This window comes from Sphingobacterium deserti (assembly GCF_000757725.1).
GTDB classification, from domain to species: Bacteria; Bacteroidota; Bacteroidia; order Sphingobacteriales; family Sphingobacteriaceae; genus Sphingobacterium; species Sphingobacterium deserti.
On sequence record NZ_JJMU01000024.1, the window covers coordinates 18,255 to 40,647 of the forward strand.

Here is a 22,393-nt window from a genome sequence, read left to right on the forward strand (position 1 = left end):
TGATGCTAAATTTGTATAGCCCCACGGAAACCTCTAGCGCTATAGTAAGAATCTGCTCCATTGTGGTAGGTAAACACTTGATTGTAACGTCGGTCACAGAATATGGCACCGCCAAGCTTCCTAATAGCATCTGGTGTGGATACCCAGCTCGACGTCTTGAGGTCAAAGTTACCAAGCTGCTGTAAGTACCTGTATTCTTCTTCGGTTAGGATTGATACTCCAATCTCATCCGCCATATCTAGCGCTGAATTGTCTGGTTTGTTTGCTTTACGCGCATCTAATGCCTTCCGATCGTAACATAAACTCCGACGTCCTTTCGGGCTTTCTGCTGAACAATCATAAAAAATATAGCTTCCCGTGGCCGCGTCGAAACCAACAACATCAGGTTCTCCTTCGGTCCGCTCCATTTCCAGCAAGACGATAAGCTTATCGGGATGCGCTTCCAAACGATTTTTCACGTCATCCCAAGCCAAATCGGCATGCCGTTGCATATTGTTCTGAAAGCGGTCGGCTAAAACCGTTAAAAATTCCGTTACTTCGTTTGGGTCGAGTTTGCTGTTGGTATTTTTCATCTTCCTGTGGTTTACTTTTCGGCAATATTTAGCGACGACAACGTCTGTTAGTCGTTGACACAAGCAAATATAATTATTATCCCCCTGATTCAACCATTTTGAAATGACCCTAAATTTTCACGGACTTTAGGCGTCGTTTTTAAGTCTCTGCGGTCTAGAAAGACCGCAATAAACGCTCGTGAATCTATTCGTCTTGGAGAAAGTCGGCATACCAATGTCCTGATGACTTCACTATACGCTCCTGTGATTGGAAATCGACATGCACTAGTCCAAAACGTGGATAATAACCCTCTGCCCATTCAAAATTATCGAGAAACGTCCATACAAAATAGCCATCGACCTGGACACCCTCTTGCTTTGCCCGGTGAACCTGTTGGAGCGCGTCCTGCAAATAGCTTAATCTTTGGGGGTCATGAACCTCCCCGCCCAGCACCTGGTCTGGAAAAGCAGCGCCGTTTTCAGTAATCATCAGCGGCGGTATATTTTTATAGGCGCTAAATTTCTTCAGTATGTGATAAATAGACTCCGGATATACTTCCCAGTTCATCGCTGTCATCGGCACCTTCCGTTCTTTCGCCGTTACTATTTTCGCCTGCAAATAGGGAACAAACATCGAATAACGGATCACCTCGCGTGTATAGTTTTGCAAACCTATGAAATCCATATCAAAGCGTAGGTCAGCCTCGTCATGCTGCTGCATATAGCGTTCTATCCTTTTTAGCGCTTTGATCTCCGTGGTGGGGTAACCCAAGCCCAGGAGCGGCTCTATAAATAGACGGTTAAGCAACACATCAGCTTTTTTAGCGGCGCGCACATCTTTATCGCGGGCACTAAAAGGTTCGACATATGAACAGGAAAATGTGGTACCCACACGGCTATCTTGCTGTAGCGATTTTATGATTTTCCCACCATAGGCTTGCGCCAATGACGCATGGTGTGCTGTGGCTAAAAAATTCTCCAGGCCTGTTTTCCCAGGCGCGTGTACACCAAAGAAGTATCCAGCAGCACTGAATACCGTCGGCTCATTGAGTACCATCCAGTTTTTCACACGATCGCCAAAATGCTTGACACAAATGCCGACATAATCACCAAACCAGTCTTTCACTTCACGGTTTACCCATCCGCCGCGTAACTCCAACGCATAGGGCAAGTCCCAATGATATAAAGTAATCCAGGGCGTAATACCCAATTCAAGCGAAAGATCAATGAGCCTATTGTAAAAGTCGATTCCCTTTTTATTTATTTCGCCAGTTCCATCGGGTATAATTCGACTCCAGCCAATAGAAAATCGGTAGTTTTTAATGTGCATGCGGTGCATGAGATGCAGATCTTCCACATAGCGGTTGTAGAAGTCGCACGCGATATCGCCTTTGTGGTTTTGAAATATCTTATTCTTTTTTTGCACGAAAACGTCCCAAATAGACGAACCTTTGCCTTCGTGCTGATGAGCGCCCTCAATTTGATAGGCAGCAGTAGAAACGCCCCAGACAAAATCATTGCCAAAGGCTTCCTTAGTTAATTGCATGAATTGTACTGATTATTGTAAACCTCTATTTTAAACAAGAATCTAGCTAGAAAGTTTAACATGCAGTGGATTATGCCGGTTTTATTTTATGCGATCGAAGAGGCGAATAAAACGACGAAAACTGTTTTAAAAATAAACGAAAAACGATTCTCTGTAGGAAGTAAGTGAGCTTTTTCATCATTGACATTCTTTACTGAACAACCCTGTTTACATGTCTAAGTTCGGCAAAAATATCGTAAGTATAACATAATCAAAATGTTAATTTTTCATGAAGTTATGTTCCTGTTTACACAAGCTAACCCTAAACTGCATCGGTCAAGAAAACCGAGAAGAAAACCACACCAAAGTATAACCATAGCAATGAAAACAGCACATGTATGGTTGTTTCAAATCTTTTCCCTTTCCAAAGGCTGGGCGAGTAAACAAAAAACTGAAACAGCAAGCGAATTCCCCAGAAAAGGCCCAGCCCGAAGCAGACAAATCGGCCAAGCTTGGACTGCTGAAGATCGGTTGAAAATAGGAGACAAAGTACGCCTGTTAATAATAAAGTGAAAGCGATAAAGAAGGTGTGAACCCACATCATCTGCCGATTAATCAGCGATAATGTGCTGAGCTCTTCTCGCCACTTAAAGTAGCGAGGGAATGCTGCATGTATCACCGCCAGGCTGATTAATAAGATGCCTATTGCTTTAATGTGTATTTCCATCTCCCCGAACAACAAAAGTGGTCAAAAAAGGTGTTACTTTAATTTCTGCTTCCACATGTAAACCTGCTTCGCTGAAAGTGCGCAGCCAGGTTTGGCGGGAATGAAAATGAAAAACCCCGATGGTGTAAGCCAAAAAATTCTTCCAGTCGCATAGATGCTCGTTGATATAGATCTTTCCCGATGTTTTTGTCACCCGATTGAGCTCTTGAAAGAACCGAATACGTTCCGCTTCGTTTCGGACCTCGTGTGCCGATAAGATCGCATAGGCCTCATCAAAGCTTTCACTGCCGAACGGCAAACTTTGCGTTTCTATAGATAAACTTTCCGGATCTGGTGGAAAAGCATTTCGCGCACGCCTAATAGAGGGCTCTGTATGTTTCTTTGGATTGTAGAAATCACAGATTACCAATTTTGTATTTGGCAACTTTCTTCTGATCATGTTGCTGGTCTCATCAAAGCCCGCATTCACGGTTAGCACGCGCTGTTGCCCTTTATCGTGGAGCCAGCGAAGCTGATACAGCTCCGACAGATCGTAAATATAAAACGATATGAGCAAGGAGGCCGATAACGCATACGATAATATGAGGATAAAAATCGTGAGCAAAATAGGGTACGGAAACGAACTGTAAAACAGCAGTATTACGGCGGCCAGTAGCGATACACATGCAACTGCATAAAACGGCCAGTTAAAGCGAATAATAGCAATCAACCCTTGCCCCGTTTGGCGCTTTATTTCCATACTTCCGTTTTTCCTTTCTTCCAATAATACGGTACGTTTTCAATTTCAAAGGCATTAGCTAATACGACATCTTTCAGATTCAGCCGATCTAAAAAGTCAAACTTATAAGCGATAACATCAATAGGTTTCGGTATCCAGCCTTGGCGAACGCCTTCAACGATCAATACCAATTTGTCTTTTTCGCTGCTGCTGAATGTAAAGGGCAATGGCCCAGCAAATTTTCGTGCGTCTTTCCAATCTGTAAATGGAGAATCTTTAGGTAGCGAAGCCAATTCATTGTGCGTATCAATGGAGATGCTAAAGCAAGATCGCTTCGAATGTATCGTTCTTATGCCGCTCGCTGTATCCTGCTGTATATCCGTCGTGGTATAATTATATCGGGAAAAGACATTGCCTAAGAGTTCCATTTTATATGTATCCGTTTCAGACTTAATAATGTATAAGCCGCGTAACCGCTTACGATCGTTATTCGTATAACGCACAAAGATTCGGTAACCAATCAAAAAGAAATCATTACCGAAGAAGCGAGGGAAGCCTTTAGGCCGTAAGCCCCTCGTTTGTACCATAGCTACCGCTATAAATGCCCATTTATCCTGGTAAAGATCCAGCGTTAAAGGCGCTGGAATAAACTTCTCCAATTGTTCTTTGGGAACAGCAAATGTAAATACAAGCGAACTATCGAAAAAAGCTTCCACAGCAAACGGATGATTTTTTAGAAAATTCATACTTCTCCTTTTAAATCAAGCTGTTCCCGCAAAACAAACGTATGGTAATATACGATTGCAATAAACCCTACTGCAAAAAAGATATTAAATCTTCCCCAAAGGAGTAGCTGCGGTGTCGTCGTTAATTCGATGACATTCATTACAGCGACCAAAATAATTTGCAGGCATGCGTTTTCTTTTTGCTTGTATTTTGAAACAAACCAAAAAGCCAATGCAAGCTCTAAAAAGCCGATAGCAACCGTAATCAACTTGGCATATGGCAAACCCAAAATTTCAGCTACAATCTGTTCATGACGGGGGACGGCTCCCAGTACTTTGCAATACAAACCATTCACCACCCAGACGGCTGCAATGAAATATGTGAGACCTGTGTATATTCTTTCTTTCGCCATGTTGATCTTATGATCCGCTGTACCGACATTTTAAATATAGGAAAACAATTAACAGTGCGAACAGCATCTACAATAATTTCTGCGGCTCGGATGCTGCTATGCTCTATTTCCGTTTTAGTCGTCAAACATGCGGGCACCATATCCGATCATTTGCCCGTTATCGCTTCTTTCCAATTTGTCCATTAACGGTTTTACGCAATGCGATATCTGCTGTTTATACTCAATTAACTCATTCTTAATACTATTTTGACGTTGGAGGTATACCTTTGTGGAAAAGAATAAGCTGCGATGGATGACAGACAACTTCTTGTGCTTTTTAGCGATGTAAAAGAGGGCAACCGGCAAGCTTTCTCCTTTTTGTACGAGCATACCTGGCGTCGTGTATATGACCTGGCTCTTGCTAAGACGCGCGACGAAGCTGAAGCGAAAGATATCTTGCAGGAAATTTATATCCGCCTTTGGGACAAACGTGAACAGCTTATTATTCAAACCAACTTGGAAGCCTACCTGTATCGCATGACCAAGCACGAAATAATACGTCGAATGGAGACATCGCTTTCCGTAGCTAAAAAAACGGATATCTATCGGCTTGCGATCGATCAACTTAGCCACTCTCTTGACTCGTCGTTAGAGGCTAAGGAGCTGCGACTTAAATGGCAAGATGAAATTGCGAAACTGCCCGAAAAACAGCGCGATATTTACAAACTCCATTATGAACAGGATTATTCTATCCGTGAAATAGCACAAGAAATGGGCGTAGCGGAGCAGACGGTGAAAAATCAATTAGTCACAGCAAACCGAAAGATTCGCATGGTTATGGAAGCAAGCTTATTGTTCTACGTTTTGACCTTATACAACTAGTATCTTCATTATTTCTATATATTTTATTAATAATTTCTTAATCAAGCTTCGATAGTACGATTTTCTGCTAGGCCTATCTTATAGGTATATGGATCAACAGAAAAAGCAGCGGCTACGAAAAATCTTCAAAGCCTATCTTCGTGAAGAACTCCATCCTGAAGAAAAACAAATTATTGAGAACTGGTTCGATCAGGATTATGCAGACAAACGTCGTCTTGAACAAATCGACGAAAGTATGGGCAAATCTGCCTTCAGGGAAATTCTAGCAAAGACAGCCCCAGCGCCTGTAACGCTTCCCAAGGCGGTTTCCCCAATAAAAGCAGTCATGAAATATGCTGCAGCAGCTATTATCCTTTTGGGGGCAGTAAGCATCTACCTATACGAGCAAAAAGACCGCAGCGTCCACCTCACGAACACCATTCCGCAGCTCGCAATAGAAGATACATTAATAACGCAACCGGGTCAGCGAGTAAAAGTGACCTTACCGGACAGCACCACGATCTACGTTCATGGAAACACAAAAATCCGTTATGCTGCGCAGCTGAATACGGCCGCAGAACGAAAAGTATACCTAGACCAAGGGGAAGCATTTTTCGATGTAACACACCGTAAGGAACAGCCTTTTGTCGTTTACACCGCCGCAGGAAAAAATAAAGTCCTTGGCACCTCTTTCAATATCAAATTGGAAGGAGGAGATCGTTCCTACCATCTCTCGGTGAATACAGGAGCGGTTGAGTTTACATCAGGAAGAGACAGCAGCATCCGGCAGATCATACGCAAAGGAAATCACTTAATCTTTCATCCAGAACAGCAACTCCTTTCTGTGGAGAAAGGCGAAGTGGGAAACTTCAGTTCCTGGAAAGACAATATTTTCATCCTTAATGGGGACAACTGGCATGATGTTAAGCAAAAGCTGGAAAACTGGTTCGGTGTGCAAGTGCATGTTCCCAGGCATCTGGCAAACACGCAGTTTTTTACGGCAACTTTTGAAGAGGCAACACTAAAAAAGGTCCTAAAAGGTCTTCAGCAAATCAACACATTTACCTATAAAATCGATGGAAAGGAGGTTTATATCGAGTAAACCTAAATCCTGTTTAAAAAAGAGACCGGAGCTTTTGGCCGAGCTCCGGTCGGTCTCTTAATAAATCCTCACACTTACTAAAAAACAATACAATATATGTTAAAAAAACCGAAACTGTATCATTATACACTTCTCGTTATGAAACTATCTATAGCAAGCTACTGCTTCTTTTACACACTACTTAGCAGTTTATACGCCCATAACGTCAACGCACAAAAGATAAACGATTTACAAGTTGTGCTACCTTCCAAGTCGTTAAGCGTCGATGCGTTGTTGCTGGAAATTCAGCAGCAGTCTTCGCTTCATTTTATGTACAATCCAAAAGAAATAAACAGTGCCCGGAAGATCAATCTAGGCTCCGTAAGAATGAACGGTGAACAACTTCTTTCGCTGTTAAAAGATAATTTGGCTATTGACTACCGTATTGATGGTAATGCGTTATACCTAGCGCGGCAACAGAACCCCGGAACGATAAAAGGAAAAGTCACGGATGATGGGGGCAGCCCGTTGATAGGTGCCACCGTAAAAATCAATAATAGCTCCACGTCTATCCAGACGAAAGAAGATGGATCGTACAGCTTACGCACGGCACCCGGAAACAAATCCGTAACGGTAAGCTACATCGGCTACGAAACAAAAACACTGACGATAGGGCTTCGCGAGGGGCAGGAGCAAACGTTGAATGTAAACCTAAAAGCGTCTGGGCTGATTGAGGAAATTATCGTATCCTATGGTACGCAAAAGCGCCTGGAAGTAACTGGCGCGATTAACCAAATTGATGCCGCTCCTTTACAGGATATGCCGGTTACGCAATTTGCGCAGCAGCTTCAAGGGCGGGCACCCGGCGTGCAGATCTATCAGACATCCGGCCAACCGGGGCGCGGCATGTCCTTCCGCATCCGTGGAGCTGCCTCACTCAATTCTGGAAGTTCACCTTTATTCGTGGTGGATGGCATGCCCGTCACCGGCAGTATCAACAACATTAACCCGAATGAAATTGAGTCTTTCTCCATCTTGAAAGATGCATCGGCCACTGCATTATACGGTTCCCGCGCCTCGAACGGAGTAATTCTCATCACCACAAAGAAGGCCAAAGCTGCCGACGGAACCAAAGTTGATTTTAATGCGAACTATGCTGTACAAACAATCCCGAGCCGTGGCGTTCCCGTCATGATGACGGGGCGAGAATATGCCACATTCATGAAGGAGCGCTATGAAGACATGATAAAGTATGAAAACTTTAAAGGTGCTATCCCTACTGAATATCAAAATCCGGAGCAATATGGGGAGGGAACAAACTGGTTTAAACTACTGACCCGCAACGCACCACAGCAAAATTACGACATCAGTCTCAGCTCTGCGAAGGAAAATTCCTCCACGATGGTGATGGGTGGCTACCAGCAACAAGAAGGTGTGGTGGTTAACAGCGGAACGAAATTATTTTCGCTAAGGCTCAATCAAAGCTATAGCTTAGTAGACAAAAAACTACAGGTTGGGATCAATCTTGCGCCTAGCTATCGGCTAGACCACAATAACCGTCTGGAAGATGGCATTCAGGGGATTGTACAGAAGACCTCGGAAGCGAGTCCCCTTATTGCCCCTTACGATGAAAATGGCGAATATACCCGTTTCGTTAGTTCGCCAGGCATGGTCAACTACATCAACCCGTTGGCTCGATATGAATTGACAGTAGATGATTACAAAACAAGCCGGCTATTAGGAAATGCGTATGCAAATTACCAGATTGTCGACGGGTTAAAGCTAAATGGTTTGGCAGGGGTGGATATGGGTCGTGAAATGCGCCAATACTTTGTGCCTTCATTTCTAAACACCAATTCCATTTCATCGGGTACCAGCAGCTCTGTGGAGAACTACAGTTATACTGCTGAGTTAAATCTTAATTATGACAAATATTTTGGGGATCACCATGTGGAAGCATTATTGGGTTATTCGGCGCAGTCGTTTCGCCAAATGTCAAACACTGTCAGTGGGCAGAATTTCGCCAATGATGATATACCCTATCTAAATGTCGCCGCCAACATTACCGGCGGTAATAGTAACAGTGCGAGTTATGCGCTGTTATCATACCTCGGTCGTGTTAACTACAGCTACATGGGCAAATATCTTTTCGGTGCCTCTTTCCGCCGGGACGGGTCTTCGCGTTTTGGAAAAAATGAACAGTATGGTACTTTTCCGGCGGTGTCTGCAGGCTGGGTGCTGAGTGAAGAATCATTTGTTAAGCAGGCAATGCCAGCGTTGAGCTTGTTTAAATTGCGGGCGAGCTATGGTTTCACGGGTAACAACAACATTGGAAATTACACGCATATTCCACTTATTGGAGCGTCCGACTATGTCATCAATGGAGCATTGGCACCCGGAAATGCGATTAGCACATTGGGCAATGTTTTCCTGGCTTGGGAAAAAACAAGACAGCTTGATATCGGTTTAGACCTAAGCTTTTTCGACGAGAAGCTCACCTTTACTTACGACTATTACAACAAACTTTCGGACGGACTGATACAGCAACGACCGATAGACAGGGCTTCGGGTTTTAACTACATAACCTCAAATGTGGGCGCTGTGAAGTTTTGGGGACATGAATTCTCCATCGGTACGCAACAACAATTTGGCAACCTGCACTGGACGTCTTCTTTTAATATCTCTTTTGACAGAAACCGAATCCAGAATTTAGTCAGTCCTGGTTACTTCAGGCGATTCAACAATATCTCAGCCGACTACTACCGCAATCAGGAAGGCTATCCATTAGGCATGTTTTTCGGGTTTATCAATGATGGACTTATCAAAGATGAAGCCGATTTAGCTAGCGCCGGTAAGTACAATAACATCGCGGTTGGCACCCTTAAAATGCGCGACTTAAATGGTGATGGTATCATTGACGAAAATGATAGAACTTTCATTGGTGATCCAAACCCGGATTTCCTTTTCGGCTTCCACAATCAGTTTCAATACAAAAATATCGACCTCAGCTTTTCGATGGCTGGCTCTTACGGCGGGAAACTTATTCTGCCTGCAAAATGGGCGTACCTAACCAATATGGACGGCGCACGTGCGGTGCTTGCAGAAGCGGCCGATCGCTGGCGTTCGGAAGAGAATCCAGGATCTGGAAAATATCCACGAACGCTATCCGGTTCGACAGCCTGGGGCAGGAATGTCAATTCGCAATGGGTGGAAGATGGCTCTTATCTCGCCATGAAAAACATCAGTATGGGCTATAGATTTCCTACAAAAAGCGCATTCGTGCGCAATGTCAGAGCTTATGCCTCCGTACAGAATGTATTCTACATCATGTCCTATTCCGGCATGAACCCCGAGATCAGTCTTAACGGGCTGGAAGGAGCTAGTATAGGTATTGACGAAAATGCCTATCCAATTCCCCGCATATTTTCTATAGGTTTTAACTTAACGCTTAACTAAACATGAATATCCAGTTCTTCTACAAAAAATTTGCTATCTGCATTCTGGCAACGGGTATCTTATCGCTCTCCAGCTGTCAGGACTTTTTGGATTTAGCACCAGATGATCAATTATCTGGCTCAAACTTCTACAAGACAGAAGCGGATTTTACACAGGCGCTCCATGCAGCATACAACCCGTTGCGTAGCGTGGGGCCAGATTACTACACCGCGGAGATGCGATCTGACAACACACATTATGAATATAACCCGACCAATCAGGGTACCGCTATCTATATGCGCCAGGACATCGCCGATTTCACCAATAATTCCAGTAATGATTATTCTGCAGCAATCTATTATGATAGCTACCGCGGCATCTCGCGTGCTAACGTCATTTTAGATAGGCTGCCCAACGCGACAATTTCTGATGAAGTGAGGCGGAAAATCGAAGGCGAGGCGCGCTTTCTACGCGCTTTTTACTATTTCAAATTGGTACGCTACTTTGGAAAGGTGCCTCTTTATTTGCGGGAGGTCTCTGAGGAGAGTCAGGCGTTTTTGCCTCGCGCAGAAGTTACGGCCTTGTATACCCAGATTATAGAAGATGCTACAACGGCCTTAGAACTTCTAGATGCGCCGTCAAAATTTCCACAATCTGGCTATGCCAGCAAAGGATCGGCAGCCATGCTGTTGGCAGATATCTACGCAACACAGAAGGCATATGCCTCAGCAGAAGAACAGCTACTCAGTTTGGCAGGCATGGGGTATGAATTATTGCCCAATTATGCAGACGTATTTTCCACAGCCAACAAGAACAGCAAAGAATCAATTTTTGAAGTGCAATTCCTGCAAGGGCTCACGCTGGGCATGCAAAGCAATTTCATTTATATTTTTCTTCCGCGCTGTCTGAATACATCGATCATTACCGGTGTCGTGACAAACAACACGTCCAACACCGGTGGCGGATGGAACACCCCGACTAAAGAAATGATCGCTGCCTACGAGCCGGGCGACACCCGGCTAGAGGCATCCATCGGCATAGCAGAGGGAACTTATAATGCAAGTAATCATTTCCGGCTGGAAGCGAACAAAAGCGTAACCAACTATTCCGCACCTGCAGGAAAAACCGGCGTGCCGTATATCAAGAAATATGTAAACCCGCATGCGAATCCAAATAATACGGACGACAACTGGCCGGTTTACCGATATGCTGATGCCCTTTTGTTATTAGCAGAAGTCCAAAATGAGCAAGGTAAAACCAGCGATGCATTGGTTCATCTTAACCGCGTGCGTCGTCGTGCTTTGCCAAATGCACCTGCCCTATCCGTGACAGATCAAAACCTTTTGCGTGATCTAATCCTGAAAGAAAGACGCGTAGAACTTGCTTTCGAAAACCACCGTTGGTTCGATTTGCTCCGTAGCGGACGCGCCGTGGAAATCATGCAGCAAAATGCGGTGTGGATGAAAGAGAATTACCCCTACCTCTCTACACAGTCTTACCAGATTGACGAGAACAAATTGCTATACCCTATCCCATTTGCGGAAATAGGTGTGAATCCACTTTTAGAACAAAATCAGGGTTACTAATGAATATACACGCTCGTTACTATGCGTTCATCCTTGTTGCGGTATTGCCGTGGCAAGGATTGTTCGCACAACGTAAAAATCAAATGGGCAGCCAACCGAGCAGACCTTTTTCTATTGCTATCATTCCCGACACGCAATACAATACCAAGGAAAGTCAGGGCGGAAGCAATGCACTTTTTGACGCGCAAGTCGAATGGATCCTTGCGAATCGGGAACAGGAAAATATCGCCTATGTCATTCATTTGGGCGACATTACGGATGATGGAGATAAGGCGCCGAAACAATGGGAAAATGCCGCGCAGGTCATGTACAAATTGGAAAAACCATTGCCAGGCCTTCCTCATGGCATTCCTTATGGGTTAGCGGTGGGCAACCACGATCAGCTACCAAGTCAATTCGCCGCATCGGGCAGTACCAAGTATTTTAATCACTATTTTGGTGTTCAACATTTCAATAATAAGGCGTATTACGGCGGACATTTCGGGGATGATAATGACAGCCATTTTGATCTTTTTTCTGCTGGAGGAATAGATTTCATTGTCCTTTACGTCGAATTTGACGCCTTCGATGAACAGCAAGACGCGATGAACAACTGGGCGGCATCTGTACTGGAAACTCATAACAATCGGAAGGCAATTGTGGTGACTCACTACACCTTATTCCTGAATCCGGTTGCCGGGAGCAATGCCAAGGGGCGATCTCCCTTCAGCAAACAGGCGAAACGTCTCTATGATCGTTTGAAACAGCATAAAAACTTTTTTATGATGGCTGGTGGCCATGTAGGCGATAACGGCGAGGGCTTTCGCCAAGACAGCTATAATGGCAGTACCGTTAAAAGTTTTCTATCGGATTATCAAAGTCGCCCGATGGGCGGAAACGGCATGATGCGCCTGATGCGTTTTGATCTTGAAAAAGATCAAATACAGGTGCGCACCTTCTCGCCTTACCATGACTACGAAGAGTTGGATGCCGATTCGCATTTCACACTTGGACTATTCCGTGAAGCTGCTGCTTCCCGAATACTAGATTTTGATCTTGATGGCAAGTCTGATTTGATGATTTACCAACAAGGAAATTGGTTTGATGCAGACAAGCGTCTTCGGTATTCGCAATGGAATGCGGGGGCAGTGCCGGCACCATCTTACTATGAAGGAAACGCGCAAACGCAACCTGCGGCCTACAACAGTAAAAAGGCTATGTTTATTCTGAAGAACGGAGAGAGCATCCCATTTGGTCAGCCCGGTGCTATGCCTGTTCCAGCGGATTATGATGGCGATGGTTTGGCAGATCTGGCCGTATGGCATCCGGCATCTTCGATTTGGGAGGTTAAAGGACAAGACCCCATCACGCATGGCTGGGCTGAATCGACGCCTGTCCCCGCAGACTATGACGGCGATGGCGCGGCGGAGAAAGCCGTGTGGCGTTGGAGCAACAGCACCTGGTATATTGCCGAGGTAGGCAATGTTCCGTTTGGTAAGCCCGGAGACGTACCTGTGCCTGCCGATTACAATGGCGACGGCAAAGCGGAAATCGCGGTGTGGCGGCCAACGACGGGGGAATGGTTGATCCACGGCATGGAAAAAAGCATGAAGCTCGGCAAGCAGGGCGACTTGCCCATACCGGGTGATTACGATGGTACGGGAAAGGTGCAATGTGCCATCTTCGATCCCGAGAAGAAAATAGTCTTGTTTGAAAGTGGTGAATCTATGTCGCTAGATACTACCTTAGAGGAAGTGGTTAACCTGCCTTACGCTATCAAAAGCTATTACCTCAACTTACTAAAAAAGTAACTATAAGCATGGAGATGGCAATTTTTAATTACAGTACACTCCTCGTTTTTATCATCGAGCGTCGAAAAATGAAGCTTTATGCTTCGATGTGTTAATTCTTTGTTAAATCGTTATAGCAACTTGGAATAATCTAAAATTTAGTCTTACATTTGACTATTCATAATTAGGTTTATAATTGGTTAGTTAGTTTGAAAACCCTAAAGCTCCCCGCTTTAGGGTTTTCTATTTTTGTTTCATATCGTTAGTTTCTTTCGTAAACCTCCTTTCGCAGCAAACCTAATGTAGGGCGAAGATTTTTCCGATGTTATTATATTTTGTCACTTATTATCTTCTTCAACGATAGCAAGCGTTTCCTGAGCCGACTTCAAGCTTCGCTTTTCATATTCTTCTTCTGTAAGTACGTTTCTTAAAAATGTGCTGTCAATAACACCTTTATTCAACGAGGCGTATACCTTGTCGGTATTAACGTACAAAATCACCGGAAAATCTGCTGCTTTCAGATTATTTTGGATATTGGATATCATTTCTTTATTTGCGTGTATCACCTGTTTGTTCAGCAACCTCGACCACAAGAACACAACCACATCTTTTTCTGGCGGTATGGTTTGCGAATCAATGCCAAGCTTGTTTGTTAAATCATGGAAGTTCCATTGTTCATGATCTACAGCAGCCGCTGTTTTTGGAATATAATGTGAGAACCGATCGTCGATGTTCCACTTAAGTTTTCCCACAGCACCTGGCACTAAACAGTTCGTATGAAACGACTCGAGCTTTCTATCTGTGTTGAAATAGAGCATCTGTATAGGCTGTGCAGCAAGCCTACTTTCTAGCGAATCGAACAGCGTGGCATAGCGGATGAAACTCGTGTCAGATACCGCAAAGTTGAGTTTAGGTCCTGAATACGTCGCCATTAGGGCGGATGCATTCTTCTCATAAAGCTCTTGATCGAAATTTTGCACATTTTGCACCCCCATAAACCGCATAAAGATGGCGGTACATGAATTTAAGCATAAGCTTAGTAACAACAGTAAGATGGGTATAACTTTCATAATTCGCTTTAAATCTATCCTAAACATAAGCCACAATAAAACGAAAATAAAAATTAAAAATATTAAAAATAAATTTATATAAAATTAATTGAAGCAACTAAAAGCCTCAACTAATTAAAATGAGAAAAACCACATGATAAATTCAATAAAAATAAAATAATTTTATTAGTATCGCTAAGGATGCCGAAGGACGATGTTTTAGTTTTGAGCATTGGAAATAAGCCTTTCCACCTGCCTTAATACGGGGTCATCATCTTTTAAATAATCTCCAATTGTTGGAATAATTTCATAATCTGGAATTAAGCCTCGACCAAAGGGAACGCCTTTGTTTGACGTGTTGACGACAAACTTGATGAGGGGAATTCGTCCCGAAAGGCCAGAATGGGGGAGCGTGAAATTTAGAAAGTAACCGCTGCTATTGCCGTAGTATCCGCCTCCAGTTTCCTCACCTACGAATACCGCTGATGTATGATTTTTCGCAAGCGCCGCAAATTCAGAGCCTCCTGAAAAGGTTAATCCACCTATTAGTATAAAAATCCGTCCGGAAAATCGCCATGGACTAGGACTTAAGCCTTCATAGGTGCCGGGCCGGTTTACGAATCTACCATCAACATCCCGGAAAAATTCACGGCTTATCTTCGCTTGTAGAAGGCTGTCTTCTCCAATGTAATCAGTCATAGCCGTAAATGAAAAGCGATCGGATGGAACTTCGACATACTGGTACTTTTTATATCGCTTATCGATAAGGTAAGACATCAATATATCTTCCATGCCTTGTGTTCCCCCTTCATTCTTTCTGAGGTCAATTATCAGGTTATTAATACCAAGATTGTTAATACTTCGAAAAACGCTATCCATCGTATTTTTAAAGCCCACCATTCCTTTCGCATACCGATTAGCGCCAAAATCATTGATCGTTAGTCGGGCACAAGATGACAAGCTATCCAAGTCAATTTGCAGCGATTGCGTAAAGAATAATTGGGGATTTGCTTTTCTGAAAGCATTGCGCATCTTACTATACACCTTTGACGACACTGCTGCAATTTTTACAGATACTGCTGTTTCTGGTTCTGTTTTTTTAATTTCGATCGTGTAGGTGTCGCACAGACCGTATAACCGGAGCAAGTAACTAGAAAAGAGATCTTCCACCCATCGGGCTTTGCTTGTCACATTGTAGCCGTCTGCCGGTTCGATATCAAACATCATTTGAAGAATGGTCTTTGTACTTCTGCCATTGATAGCAGTTATTTCATTTCCCTTCCAAGTGCTATCGCTACTTTCCAAGATATATAACTTGCCATTGCTTATTTTCACCAATAATGGCAGGTAAGTGCCGTATTGTCTGAAATAATTATTTGTCTCGTCTGACAAGCGAATGGAGGCATGTCCTTCCCTCGTTTGCGCGGTAAACGGTGCTACCACTTTGTAAAAATCTAAAGCGGTCATCCCGTCCACAATCATCGCACGTTGCGCCCTATACAAACTATCAAATTCGGCAAAAGTGTGGTACCAAAGGCCTAATCTAGTTTCCAAATAAGCGTCTCGTAGCATAGTGAAATCCGCTTCCAGCGCTTCTTTTGTAAAACGTGTCAATGTATCGGGTATGTTGGAAGTGTGTAGTCGAACAGACCCCACCTTAGCATTTTCTTTTTCATCGAGCGGAGTGACACACAAGGTATAATATGCCGATGAATCTGGGGAGTACACAAGCTTCTCGAAACCGAATCGACCATTCGGTGAATCCTTCTCGGCAAGCGATTTTCCGTTGCTGTCTTTCAATGTTAGTGAGACGTCTATACCTTGCTGCTCGACACTTATTTGATACACACTATCTTTGAAAAAGTAGTATTGAGCCACATACGGCTTACCCATACGAATAGTTCGCTTTATTTCATTATGGTTGACCGTTAAAGTTTCTTTTTCTTGCGCTACTGAGCTTGTGTATCCCAACAAAGCATTACACAAGAGCACCACACCGAAAAACAAGTCTTTTAGTTTCATATGTCAATAATTATTTCATGAGCTTGCTACACTCGGACTGCATTTATATGGAATGTCTAGATTATTCTTTGGATTGATTAGACATTTCAGCAAGCCCAAAACTAAAGCTTTATGAGAAACTTCAATTGTACGATATTGAACTAACTGTTTCTATAAACACCCGGTGCCACGCCAACCAACTTCTTAAATTCACGCGTGAGATGTGGAACATCGTAAAATCCGGTCAACACCGCAACTTCTAACAAATTGTCGGCATGTAAAAGCAGACCTTTAGCTGCTTCAATTCTTTTTTGGAGAACGTAGCGATTGGGGGTAAGTCCTGTTTCCTGCTTAAACAGCCGCAGAAATTTGAATGAATCCATCCCAAACTTTTTTGCCGTATCAACCAAAGAAAAACTTTGCAAACTATGCTCATCTAAAAATTCCCGGAACAAACGTAACTCGCTGCTTCTAAATCTGACGGGATTAGCGTACTTCTTTACCAATAAAGCCAAACACTTTAAGATACTACTTTCGTAATGCGAGGCGGTATGCAACGCTTCGTGACTAAGCGACAGAAATTGCGAGAAGAGCCATTCATCATAAATTACCTTTTCATCAAAAAAGACCGCTTCGCCGGCATTCATACTTTTAAGCACATCAGGCGCTACGTAAAATGTTGTGAACGTATTGCCCAAAATTTGCTCGCAAGGCGTAGCATGTACTTCGTAAGGATTTGTTATGCACAACGTCCCAACGGGAGCATGAAGAACTTTGCCGGGGAGTTTCACGGAAAACGTTTGATCAAGGATAAGCGCAATATTAAAGGTATCATGCGTGTGGTCGGGAAAATCCAATCTGTGCCGTTGTGCATATAAAATCTCCATACCATCAAGCATTGGAAATCTTTTGAAATCATTTCTACTTTGCATAACTGAAAAAAACAGGGTTTTATTGCACTATTGTTTGAAATGTAAAGCCATCCTTGTGATTAATCTTGTGCCTTAAGAAAACGCAGTGCTGCATCTAGGTATTTCGCTTTCACCGTCTCATCCGTGATTTTTCGCTGTTGCAAATCTGCATCGAATGTGAATAAGATGTCGGGGACAATACCCTCACCTATGCCGTAGCGCTTGTCGTTGCGATCTTTTAGGACGTCTGTCGTGAGATTGAGCAAATAACTTTTTCCCAGGGGATATTCTGTATTTCCGGAAGTTAGTCCGTTGGTTTGCTGACCAACAACGGTGACATTTTTCTGCCCTTTAAAAGCGGCAACGAAAAATTCGCCAGAGCTAGCCGTCTTTCGACTTGTCAGCAAAATAATGGGGACATTCGTATGAACAAGCTTTACAGGTCGCAATGATTCGTCATTTAATTTAAATAGTTCGAACAACCGCTCTTCAAACTTATCACCATTTGTTTTCCACATCATTTTGGTCTGCTTCTCTTCTTTGCCGTGCCTGTCTACGAAGGAATACACCGAGTCTTTATCGATCAGCGTAGACATTTGCCATAACATAGGTATGATTGAACCGCCATCGTTTTCCGTCACATCAAAGATCCAGGCTTCAGGATTCATCGCGTCCAATTGCTGCAGTTGGCTCCCAATGGTCTCAATGTACTTTCTGTATTCTAATGCGACAGCAGGAATATTGATGTAAGCAAATCTTCCCTCTAGTAAATCGCTCTTGAAGCGGAGCGGCGGATAACCGGCCTCTTCATATGTTATGTGTGCATATTTTTCCAAAAAGTCTAGTTCATCCTCGTCTTCCTCATCCGCTTCTATGTATGAAATAGAGGAATGCTGATCTTTCAACTTCTTTAGGAAAGTTTTGAAATAGGGCTTCAACTCACCGATCTCGGAAACATTTTTTGTGTCGTTTAAAAGCGCAATACGTGCAGAATCAAGTTTAATCGTCCGCCGCGCATAAGCATTTGTTTCAATTACCTCGAGAAATTTCAAAACCAACTCATGGGAATTATTAGTCTGTCCATAAGCTGTTTGCCACAGTAAAATTATGCTTGCAAAGATGGTAATTATATGGGTTTTCATTGCGACAGTATTGGTTTGTAGTAGAAAATGCAATAATACTCGTTTTAATCAATACTATCAGAATATTTTATGGCTGTTTTGGAAAATAGGCCCTATATCCTGCGTGAGGTACTGTGTCTATGATTTATATACTATAGTCGGCATAAATAGCAGACACTGTTCACCAGCGAACAACAGGATGTTCGCTAGCGTACAAGAGCCAAAACATAGATTATCACAAAATACTATCATACAGCTTATTACGATTTCTGGCAATGCCATTGCCTATATCCTACTGAAGAACACGCACGAAAAGCATGAAATTAAAGAACAGGAAAAACTCACTCACCGAAAATATAGCTGGATTTACCGAGAAACCGAGGTCGTTAATCTAATCGCTATTCGGCAGCCCCGGTTAGAACAGTACCTTTGAGTCATCAAACAGGAAGTAAGAAATTAAAATATAAAAGACATTTAAAACATCAACAGCATGAAAAAGACATTAACATCCCTAGCAGCAGCAATCATCATGATCACTTCTTTTAGCGCATTTGCAGCAGAAAAGAACAATCCACTAAAAAATGTTGAATCAGAAAAAGTTATTTCTACATATCTAGAGGCTACAACTTTAGGAAGTGTGGATCTTAATAAGTTTCTTTTCGACGATGATTTTGAATACCGCAACAACAGCAACAATGACGTTTTCTCGAAAAAAGAGTATTTACAGTTTTTAAAAGCCCATAAAGGCATTGTATACGATTGTGATACGAGGTATGAAATATTAGACCAAAGCGGGCAGACTTGCTTAGCTAAAGCAACTATGACATTTGATAATTTCACTCGTGTAGATTACATCACGCTTAACCAAGGAAAAGACGGCTGGAAAGTGAGCGAAGTAATTACCTCTTATCCGAAACCATAATAGATTTTTGTTTCAATATCAGACATGTCGGGAGACATTTCATTGTTTAGTTTAGTTAAAAAAGTCTGCAGCTTGCAGGCTTTTTTTGTTCCAAGGCAAGACTATAAAAAGTTTGTGAGGAAGACCCGCATCTCAGCAAAGAGGTAAATCAGTTCAACTTTTTGCCGATGTACTTGATCGTTTGATGCAACAGCCCGTTATGCAATAAGCAGTGTAGCAATCCTCCTTCTACCATCGTTTATAACTGATAACCAACATGATCGAAGATGAAAATATTAAATACACTGTCGGTAATCGTTCTCGTTTTAATGGCTTTAGGCTGTAATAAAGCAGATGTTCCTGTCAATAGCAATGAACTAACGGGCAAGTGGAAGTTGGTTGGCGCAAACTGGGGATTGCCCGATGGCGATGTAGAAGTGAAAAATGGTCACGAACTATTTTTTCATGCGGACGGAACGTTTCAGAAACTAAAATATAATGGTTGCCAAAACGGGAACTATCGATTGACAGACAGCTCTATTATTTTTGACTACGACTGTGCTACGAAAAGCACCATGCTTAGCGAGGGCGTTCAGGAAGATTATTACTCCCTCACAAATGGTTTACTACACCTTACGCCCAGCTACCTGAATTGCGCTGAGGGCTGTACCGACAGCTATAAAAAGATAGCAGATTAGAAAAGACGTGATTTTTGTACCGAACCCCTTACGAGTACGCGCTGTTGTTCATTCTGCGTAGCGGTATAGGCTAATCTATGTTGAGGGGTCTCTATAATATTTAATTTAGGTCGCACGGTTTATTTCAATGATTTTTGCATTAGTCAACAGCGGTATGTACCTTCATGGTTCCAAAACTTTAACCGATAAGTCACCAACAAGACCGCCTAATGAACAAACTACTATTGACTTTCTTACTCGCCACGATCTCTTTTCTGAGCTATGCACAAAACCAATACGCAACCACCAGCAACGGACGGACGGTTCTGCTGAAACCAAATGGTACTTGGGAGTATGTACAGTCGGAGGGATCTACTACGCATGGAACAACTTCCAACAGGCGTTCTGGCCGTAGTACCTACAGTGCCTCTTCGCAGCCTACATCCAATCGTGCGAAGCAACGGCAGTATATCCGTGGGCCACGGGGAGGTTGTTACTACATCAATTCCAACGGAAACAAAACCTATGTAGACCGCAGCATGTGCAATTAACGAATGGACAGCCTTAAGCATAGATGCACAATCCGCTACTGGCTGCGATATCTAAAATTGCACTGAAGTAGCCGCTTTAAAACAATCCCTGGAAAGCGAAATGCTTTCCAGGGATTGTGAGATCATTGATTTGTCCTTAATTATTCGCTTGATAGATGGCCAATACGGGTAAGTGATCAGACGCATATTGCCCCAACATGGCTTGGGAAGATACCAAAGTATATTGTTGATTTGAGAGCTTGTTGTTCGCTATAAAATCTATTGCTTTGTTTGGATTGCGAACTGGATAAGAGTTCGGGCAGCTCCCGGCGCACGATATACTGAATTCTTTTTTTAATACTGCTATTTCACCACTTTGAGGTTCAGCATTGTAATCCCCGCCAATAAATAGGGGCTTTGCAGTAGATTGGCTGAGTATATTCAGTTCCTCGGCCTGCACCGTGCGGTTCGGGACATGAAGATCAAAATGGGTAGAGCCAAATTCGATGGTTTCACCATTTGGAAGTACAACGCTGGCTAGCACCACGCTTCTCTTTTCTCCAGGAATAGACATAGGCAAGTCCATTCTCCTTTTATTACTTAAAGGATACTTACTTAAAATAGCCACACCATATTCTCCTCCTTGATAATCTATTGATTTAGAAAAGTGATATTCCATACCTAGGAGCGCAGCGAGTTGCTCCGCTTGGTTTACTTTGCCCGAACGTGGCACGTTCACATCAACTTCCTGTAGCGCGATCAACTCCGCATTGCTTTGACGGATAACCGCAGCAATATTTCCCAGATTTACCGTCTCAGAATTTGCCGGCGCGCCATGATGTATGTTATAGGTCATCATCGTAATTTTTTGCTTTGCTACGACCACCTCATTCTGTTGTGAGCTGCTGCAGCAGGTGATGATAGAAAGGAACATCAGGGCGAGAGTTAGATTTTTTAAAAGCATATTATTCTTCTTTGAGTTTTAACTTAAATTCAGCGGTCATTGGCAGAAAAGTATTTCCGGATTTGCTAAAGGTTTCATATTTACCGATGCTGATTGCGTTGGCCTTGTCTTGGAAAGTGATGTAGTCAAACACGCCCGTAGGATTGGCCTTCGGGGAATTTAACGGACATCCTGCACCGAGGCAAGCGAAGGTAAAGCTTCCTTTGAGGTAGCTAAGCACCTGTCCGTTGTCCTTTTCCTGTTCATTAAAATTTCCGACTAAAATAACAGGCTCAACAAGCTTTTCAGTAGCATTCAGCAGATCAACCACTTGAAGATTTCGGTTATTAACGTTCGATGGATCGAGTTCCGTTCCTGCAAAATAGAGGGGTTGACCGGGAGCTGCCTCAACTTTGATCATCACCATACTCCGGAGTTCGGCGTTGTTGCCATCCTCTCGACGCAGCAATTGTGCATGTTTCTCTAATATCGGGAATTTAGAAAGCACAGCATTTCCAAAGCCTCCTGTTTGGAAATCGAAATTCTTCTTGAAGAAAAGCTGCATTTCTAATGCATCCGCAATCTCTTGTGGGCGGTTCACCTTCTCCGCACGCGTGGTGGCGCTATCTACCTGTCTCAGAAAAAGCAGATCAGGGTTATATTCTTTAATGGCTTCACGCGTTACAGCAAAGTCGTTGGCCGTTCCCACGCGCAAGTTAATAGACATCACCTTTAGCGTTTTGCTAGGGCCTTCACTTGGTGGCTCAGGTTCTTCAATTTCCCGCGCAGGTAGCAGATCCCAATTTCCGGGATCGTATGATTTACGGCACGATTGTATTCCTAAAAGGATAATCGGCAACAGAATAATGATACAATATTTTTTCATGAGG

The 22,393-nt window shown here is 43.2% G+C and carries 20 protein-coding genes; 8 read left to right on the forward strand and 12 right to left on the reverse strand.

All coding sequences use genetic code 11. The features are described 5' to 3' along the window. Positions 1-5 precede the first annotated feature (5 nt). The 6 genes from DI53_RS07315 to DI53_RS07340 form a co-directional block, all read right to left on the reverse strand. Entirely contained in the window at positions 6-572 is a 567-nt protein-coding gene (locus tag DI53_RS07315; protein WP_037497210.1) for a DUF4256 domain-containing protein, read from the reverse strand. 184 nt (positions 573-756) lie between these two features. Continuing rightward, on the reverse strand, positions 757-2,097 hold the full coding sequence (locus DI53_RS07320) for a GH1 family beta-glucosidase (protein ID WP_037497212.1): 1,341 nt from the start codon (positions 2,095-2,097) through the stop codon (positions 757-759). A 301-nt stretch (positions 2,098-2,398) separates the two neighbouring features. Next, positions 2,399-2,803: a hypothetical protein gene (locus DI53_RS07325; RefSeq protein WP_037497213.1), complete on the reverse strand. Its 405-nt coding sequence runs from the start codon at positions 2,801-2,803 to the stop codon at positions 2,399-2,401. Beyond that, positions 2,787-3,542, reverse strand: a complete 756-nt coding sequence (locus DI53_RS07330; protein WP_037497215.1) for a class I SAM-dependent methyltransferase — start codon at positions 3,540-3,542, stop codon at positions 2,787-2,789. The genes DI53_RS07325 and DI53_RS07330 overlap by 17 nt, the downstream gene beginning before the upstream one ends. Then, positions 3,533-4,267 (reverse strand): DUF2071 domain-containing protein, encoded by a 735-nt coding sequence (locus DI53_RS07335; RefSeq protein ID WP_037497217.1) that lies wholly within the window; start codon positions 4,265-4,267, stop codon positions 3,533-3,535. Before DI53_RS07335 ends, DI53_RS07330 begins: the two co-directional genes overlap by 10 nt. Beyond that, complete coding sequence (locus tag DI53_RS07340) at positions 4,264-4,659, reverse strand: DoxX-like family protein (RefSeq protein ID WP_037497219.1); 396 nt, start codon at positions 4,657-4,659, stop codon at positions 4,264-4,266. Before DI53_RS07340 ends, DI53_RS07335 begins: the two co-directional genes overlap by 4 nt. A 288-nt stretch (positions 4,660-4,947) precedes the next feature. On the opposite strand from DI53_RS07340, the gene DI53_RS07345 reads away from it, so the two are divergent. The 5 genes from DI53_RS07345 to DI53_RS07365 all read left to right on the forward strand — a co-directional run bounded on the left by DI53_RS07345 (position 4,948) and on the right by DI53_RS07365 (position 13,391). Beyond that, positions 4,948-5,520: an RNA polymerase sigma factor gene (locus DI53_RS07345; protein ID WP_037497222.1), complete on the forward strand. Its 573-nt coding sequence runs from the start codon at positions 4,948-4,950 to the stop codon at positions 5,518-5,520. 88 nt (positions 5,521-5,608) lie between these two features. Then, the gene (locus tag DI53_RS07350) at positions 5,609-6,601 is read left to right on the forward strand and encodes a FecR family protein (protein ID WP_037497225.1); all 993 of its coding nucleotides are present in this window, start codon (positions 5,609-5,611) and stop codon (positions 6,599-6,601) included. A gap of 138 nt (positions 6,602-6,739) precedes the next feature. After that, the gene (locus tag DI53_RS07355) at positions 6,740-10,036 is read left to right on the forward strand and encodes a SusC/RagA family TonB-linked outer membrane protein (RefSeq protein WP_241462393.1); all 3,297 of its coding nucleotides are present in this window, start codon (positions 6,740-6,742) and stop codon (positions 10,034-10,036) included. A gap of 2 nt (positions 10,037-10,038) precedes the next feature. After that, entirely contained in the window at positions 10,039-11,601 is a 1,563-nt protein-coding gene (locus DI53_RS07360; protein ID WP_052072172.1) for a RagB/SusD family nutrient uptake outer membrane protein, read from the forward strand. Next, positions 11,601-13,391, forward strand: a complete 1,791-nt coding sequence (locus tag DI53_RS07365; protein WP_037497228.1) for a metallophosphoesterase — start codon at positions 11,601-11,603, stop codon at positions 13,389-13,391. Before DI53_RS07360 ends, DI53_RS07365 begins: the two co-directional genes overlap by 1 nt. Positions 13,392-13,708: 317 nt before the next feature. On the opposite strand, the gene DI53_RS07370 is transcribed toward DI53_RS07365, so the two are convergent. The 4 genes from DI53_RS07370 to DI53_RS07385 form a co-directional block, all read right to left on the reverse strand. After that, positions 13,709-14,440: a hypothetical protein gene (locus DI53_RS07370; RefSeq protein WP_131555191.1), complete on the reverse strand. Its 732-nt coding sequence runs from the start codon at positions 14,438-14,440 to the stop codon at positions 13,709-13,711. A gap of 198 nt (positions 14,441-14,638) precedes the next feature. Then, positions 14,639-16,441 (reverse strand): S41 family peptidase, encoded by a 1,803-nt coding sequence (locus tag DI53_RS07375; protein WP_037497231.1) that lies wholly within the window; start codon positions 16,439-16,441, stop codon positions 14,639-14,641. Between the two features lie 140 nt (positions 16,442-16,581). Next, positions 16,582-17,352 carry a helix-turn-helix domain-containing protein gene (locus tag DI53_RS07380; protein ID WP_037497234.1) on the reverse strand — a complete coding sequence of 257 codons (771 nt, stop codon included), beginning with the start codon at positions 17,350-17,352 and terminating at the stop codon, positions 16,582-16,584. A gap of 59 nt (positions 17,353-17,411) precedes the next feature. Continuing rightward, complete coding sequence (locus DI53_RS07385; protein ID WP_037497236.1) at positions 17,412-18,473, reverse strand: S41 family peptidase; 1,062 nt, start codon at positions 18,471-18,473, stop codon at positions 17,412-17,414. A gap of 469 nt (positions 18,474-18,942) precedes the next feature. On the opposite strand from DI53_RS07385, the gene DI53_RS07395 reads away from it, so the two are divergent. The 3 genes from DI53_RS07395 to DI53_RS07405 all read left to right on the forward strand — a co-directional run bounded on the left by DI53_RS07395 (position 18,943) and on the right by DI53_RS07405 (position 20,581). Next, positions 18,943-19,374, forward strand: coding sequence for a nuclear transport factor 2 family protein (locus tag DI53_RS07395; RefSeq protein WP_037497242.1), 432 nt, complete (start codon positions 18,943-18,945; stop codon positions 19,372-19,374). Between the two features lie 266 nt (positions 19,375-19,640). Next, positions 19,641-20,051 (forward strand): hypothetical protein, encoded by a 411-nt coding sequence (locus tag DI53_RS07400; RefSeq protein WP_037497244.1) that lies wholly within the window; start codon positions 19,641-19,643, stop codon positions 20,049-20,051. 209 nt (positions 20,052-20,260) lie between these two features. Beyond that, positions 20,261-20,581 carry a hypothetical protein gene (locus DI53_RS07405; protein WP_037497247.1) on the forward strand — a complete coding sequence of 107 codons (321 nt, stop codon included), beginning with the start codon at positions 20,261-20,263 and terminating at the stop codon, positions 20,579-20,581. Between the two features lie 136 nt (positions 20,582-20,717). On the opposite strand, the gene DI53_RS07410 is transcribed toward DI53_RS07405, so the two are convergent. Then, the gene (locus DI53_RS07410; protein ID WP_037497251.1) at positions 20,718-21,524 is read right to left on the reverse strand and encodes an endonuclease/exonuclease/phosphatase family protein; all 807 of its coding nucleotides are present in this window, start codon (positions 21,522-21,524) and stop codon (positions 20,718-20,720) included. 1 nt (position 21,525) lies between these two features. Further along, positions 21,526-22,389 carry an endonuclease/exonuclease/phosphatase family protein gene (locus tag DI53_RS07415; RefSeq protein ID WP_037497254.1) on the reverse strand — a complete coding sequence of 288 codons (864 nt, stop codon included), beginning with the start codon at positions 22,387-22,389 and terminating at the stop codon, positions 21,526-21,528. Between the last annotated feature and the right edge of the window lie 4 nt (positions 22,390-22,393).

Bases quoted from the DNA above. Each gene is read 5' to 3' on its own strand.
- DI53_RS07315 (WP_037497210.1), bottom strand. From the start codon at position 572: ATGAAAAATACCAACAGCAAACTCGACCCAAACGAAGTAACGGAATTT.
- DI53_RS07320 (WP_037497212.1), bottom strand. From the start codon at position 2,097: ATGCAATTAACTAAGGAAGCCTTTGGCAATGATTTTGTCTGGGGCGTT.
- DI53_RS07325 (WP_037497213.1), bottom strand. From the start codon at position 2,803: ATGGAAATACACATTAAAGCAATAGGCATCTTATTAATCAGCCTGGCG.
- DI53_RS07330 (WP_037497215.1), bottom strand. From the start codon at position 3,542: ATGGAAATAAAGCGCCAAACGGGGCAAGGGTTGATTGCTATTATTCGC.
- DI53_RS07335 (WP_037497217.1), bottom strand. From the start codon at position 4,267: ATGAATTTTCTAAAAAATCATCCGTTTGCTGTGGAAGCTTTTTTCGAT.
- DI53_RS07340 (WP_037497219.1), bottom strand. From the start codon at position 4,659: ATGGCGAAAGAAAGAATATACACAGGTCTCACATATTTCATTGCAGCC.
- DI53_RS07345 (WP_037497222.1), top strand. From the start codon at position 4,948: ATGGATGACAGACAACTTCTTGTGCTTTTTAGCGATGTAAAAGAGGGC.
- DI53_RS07350 (WP_037497225.1), top strand. From the start codon at position 5,609: ATGGATCAACAGAAAAAGCAGCGGCTACGAAAAATCTTCAAAGCCTAT.
- DI53_RS07355 (WP_241462393.1), top strand. From the start codon at position 6,740: ATGAAACTATCTATAGCAAGCTACTGCTTCTTTTACACACTACTTAGC.
- DI53_RS07360 (WP_052072172.1), top strand. From the start codon at position 10,039: ATGAATATCCAGTTCTTCTACAAAAAATTTGCTATCTGCATTCTGGCA.
- DI53_RS07365 (WP_037497228.1), top strand. From the start codon at position 11,601: ATGAATATACACGCTCGTTACTATGCGTTCATCCTTGTTGCGGTATTG.
- DI53_RS07370 (WP_131555191.1), bottom strand. From the start codon at position 14,440: ATGAAAGTTATACCCATCTTACTGTTGTTACTAAGCTTATGCTTAAAT.
- DI53_RS07375 (WP_037497231.1), bottom strand. From the start codon at position 16,441: ATGAAACTAAAAGACTTGTTTTTCGGTGTGGTGCTCTTGTGTAATGCT.
- DI53_RS07380 (WP_037497234.1), bottom strand. From the start codon at position 17,352: ATGCAAAGTAGAAATGATTTCAAAAGATTTCCAATGCTTGATGGTATG.
- DI53_RS07385 (WP_037497236.1), bottom strand. From the start codon at position 18,473: ATGAAAACCCATATAATTACCATCTTTGCAAGCATAATTTTACTGTGG.
- DI53_RS07395 (WP_037497242.1), top strand. From the start codon at position 18,943: ATGAAAAAGACATTAACATCCCTAGCAGCAGCAATCATCATGATCACT.
- DI53_RS07400 (WP_037497244.1), top strand. From the start codon at position 19,641: ATGAAAATATTAAATACACTGTCGGTAATCGTTCTCGTTTTAATGGCT.
- DI53_RS07405 (WP_037497247.1), top strand. From the start codon at position 20,261: ATGAACAAACTACTATTGACTTTCTTACTCGCCACGATCTCTTTTCTG.
- DI53_RS07410 (WP_037497251.1), bottom strand. From the start codon at position 21,524: ATGCTTTTAAAAAATCTAACTCTCGCCCTGATGTTCCTTTCTATCATC.
- DI53_RS07415 (WP_037497254.1), bottom strand. From the start codon at position 22,389: ATGAAAAAATATTGTATCATTATTCTGTTGCCGATTATCCTTTTAGGA.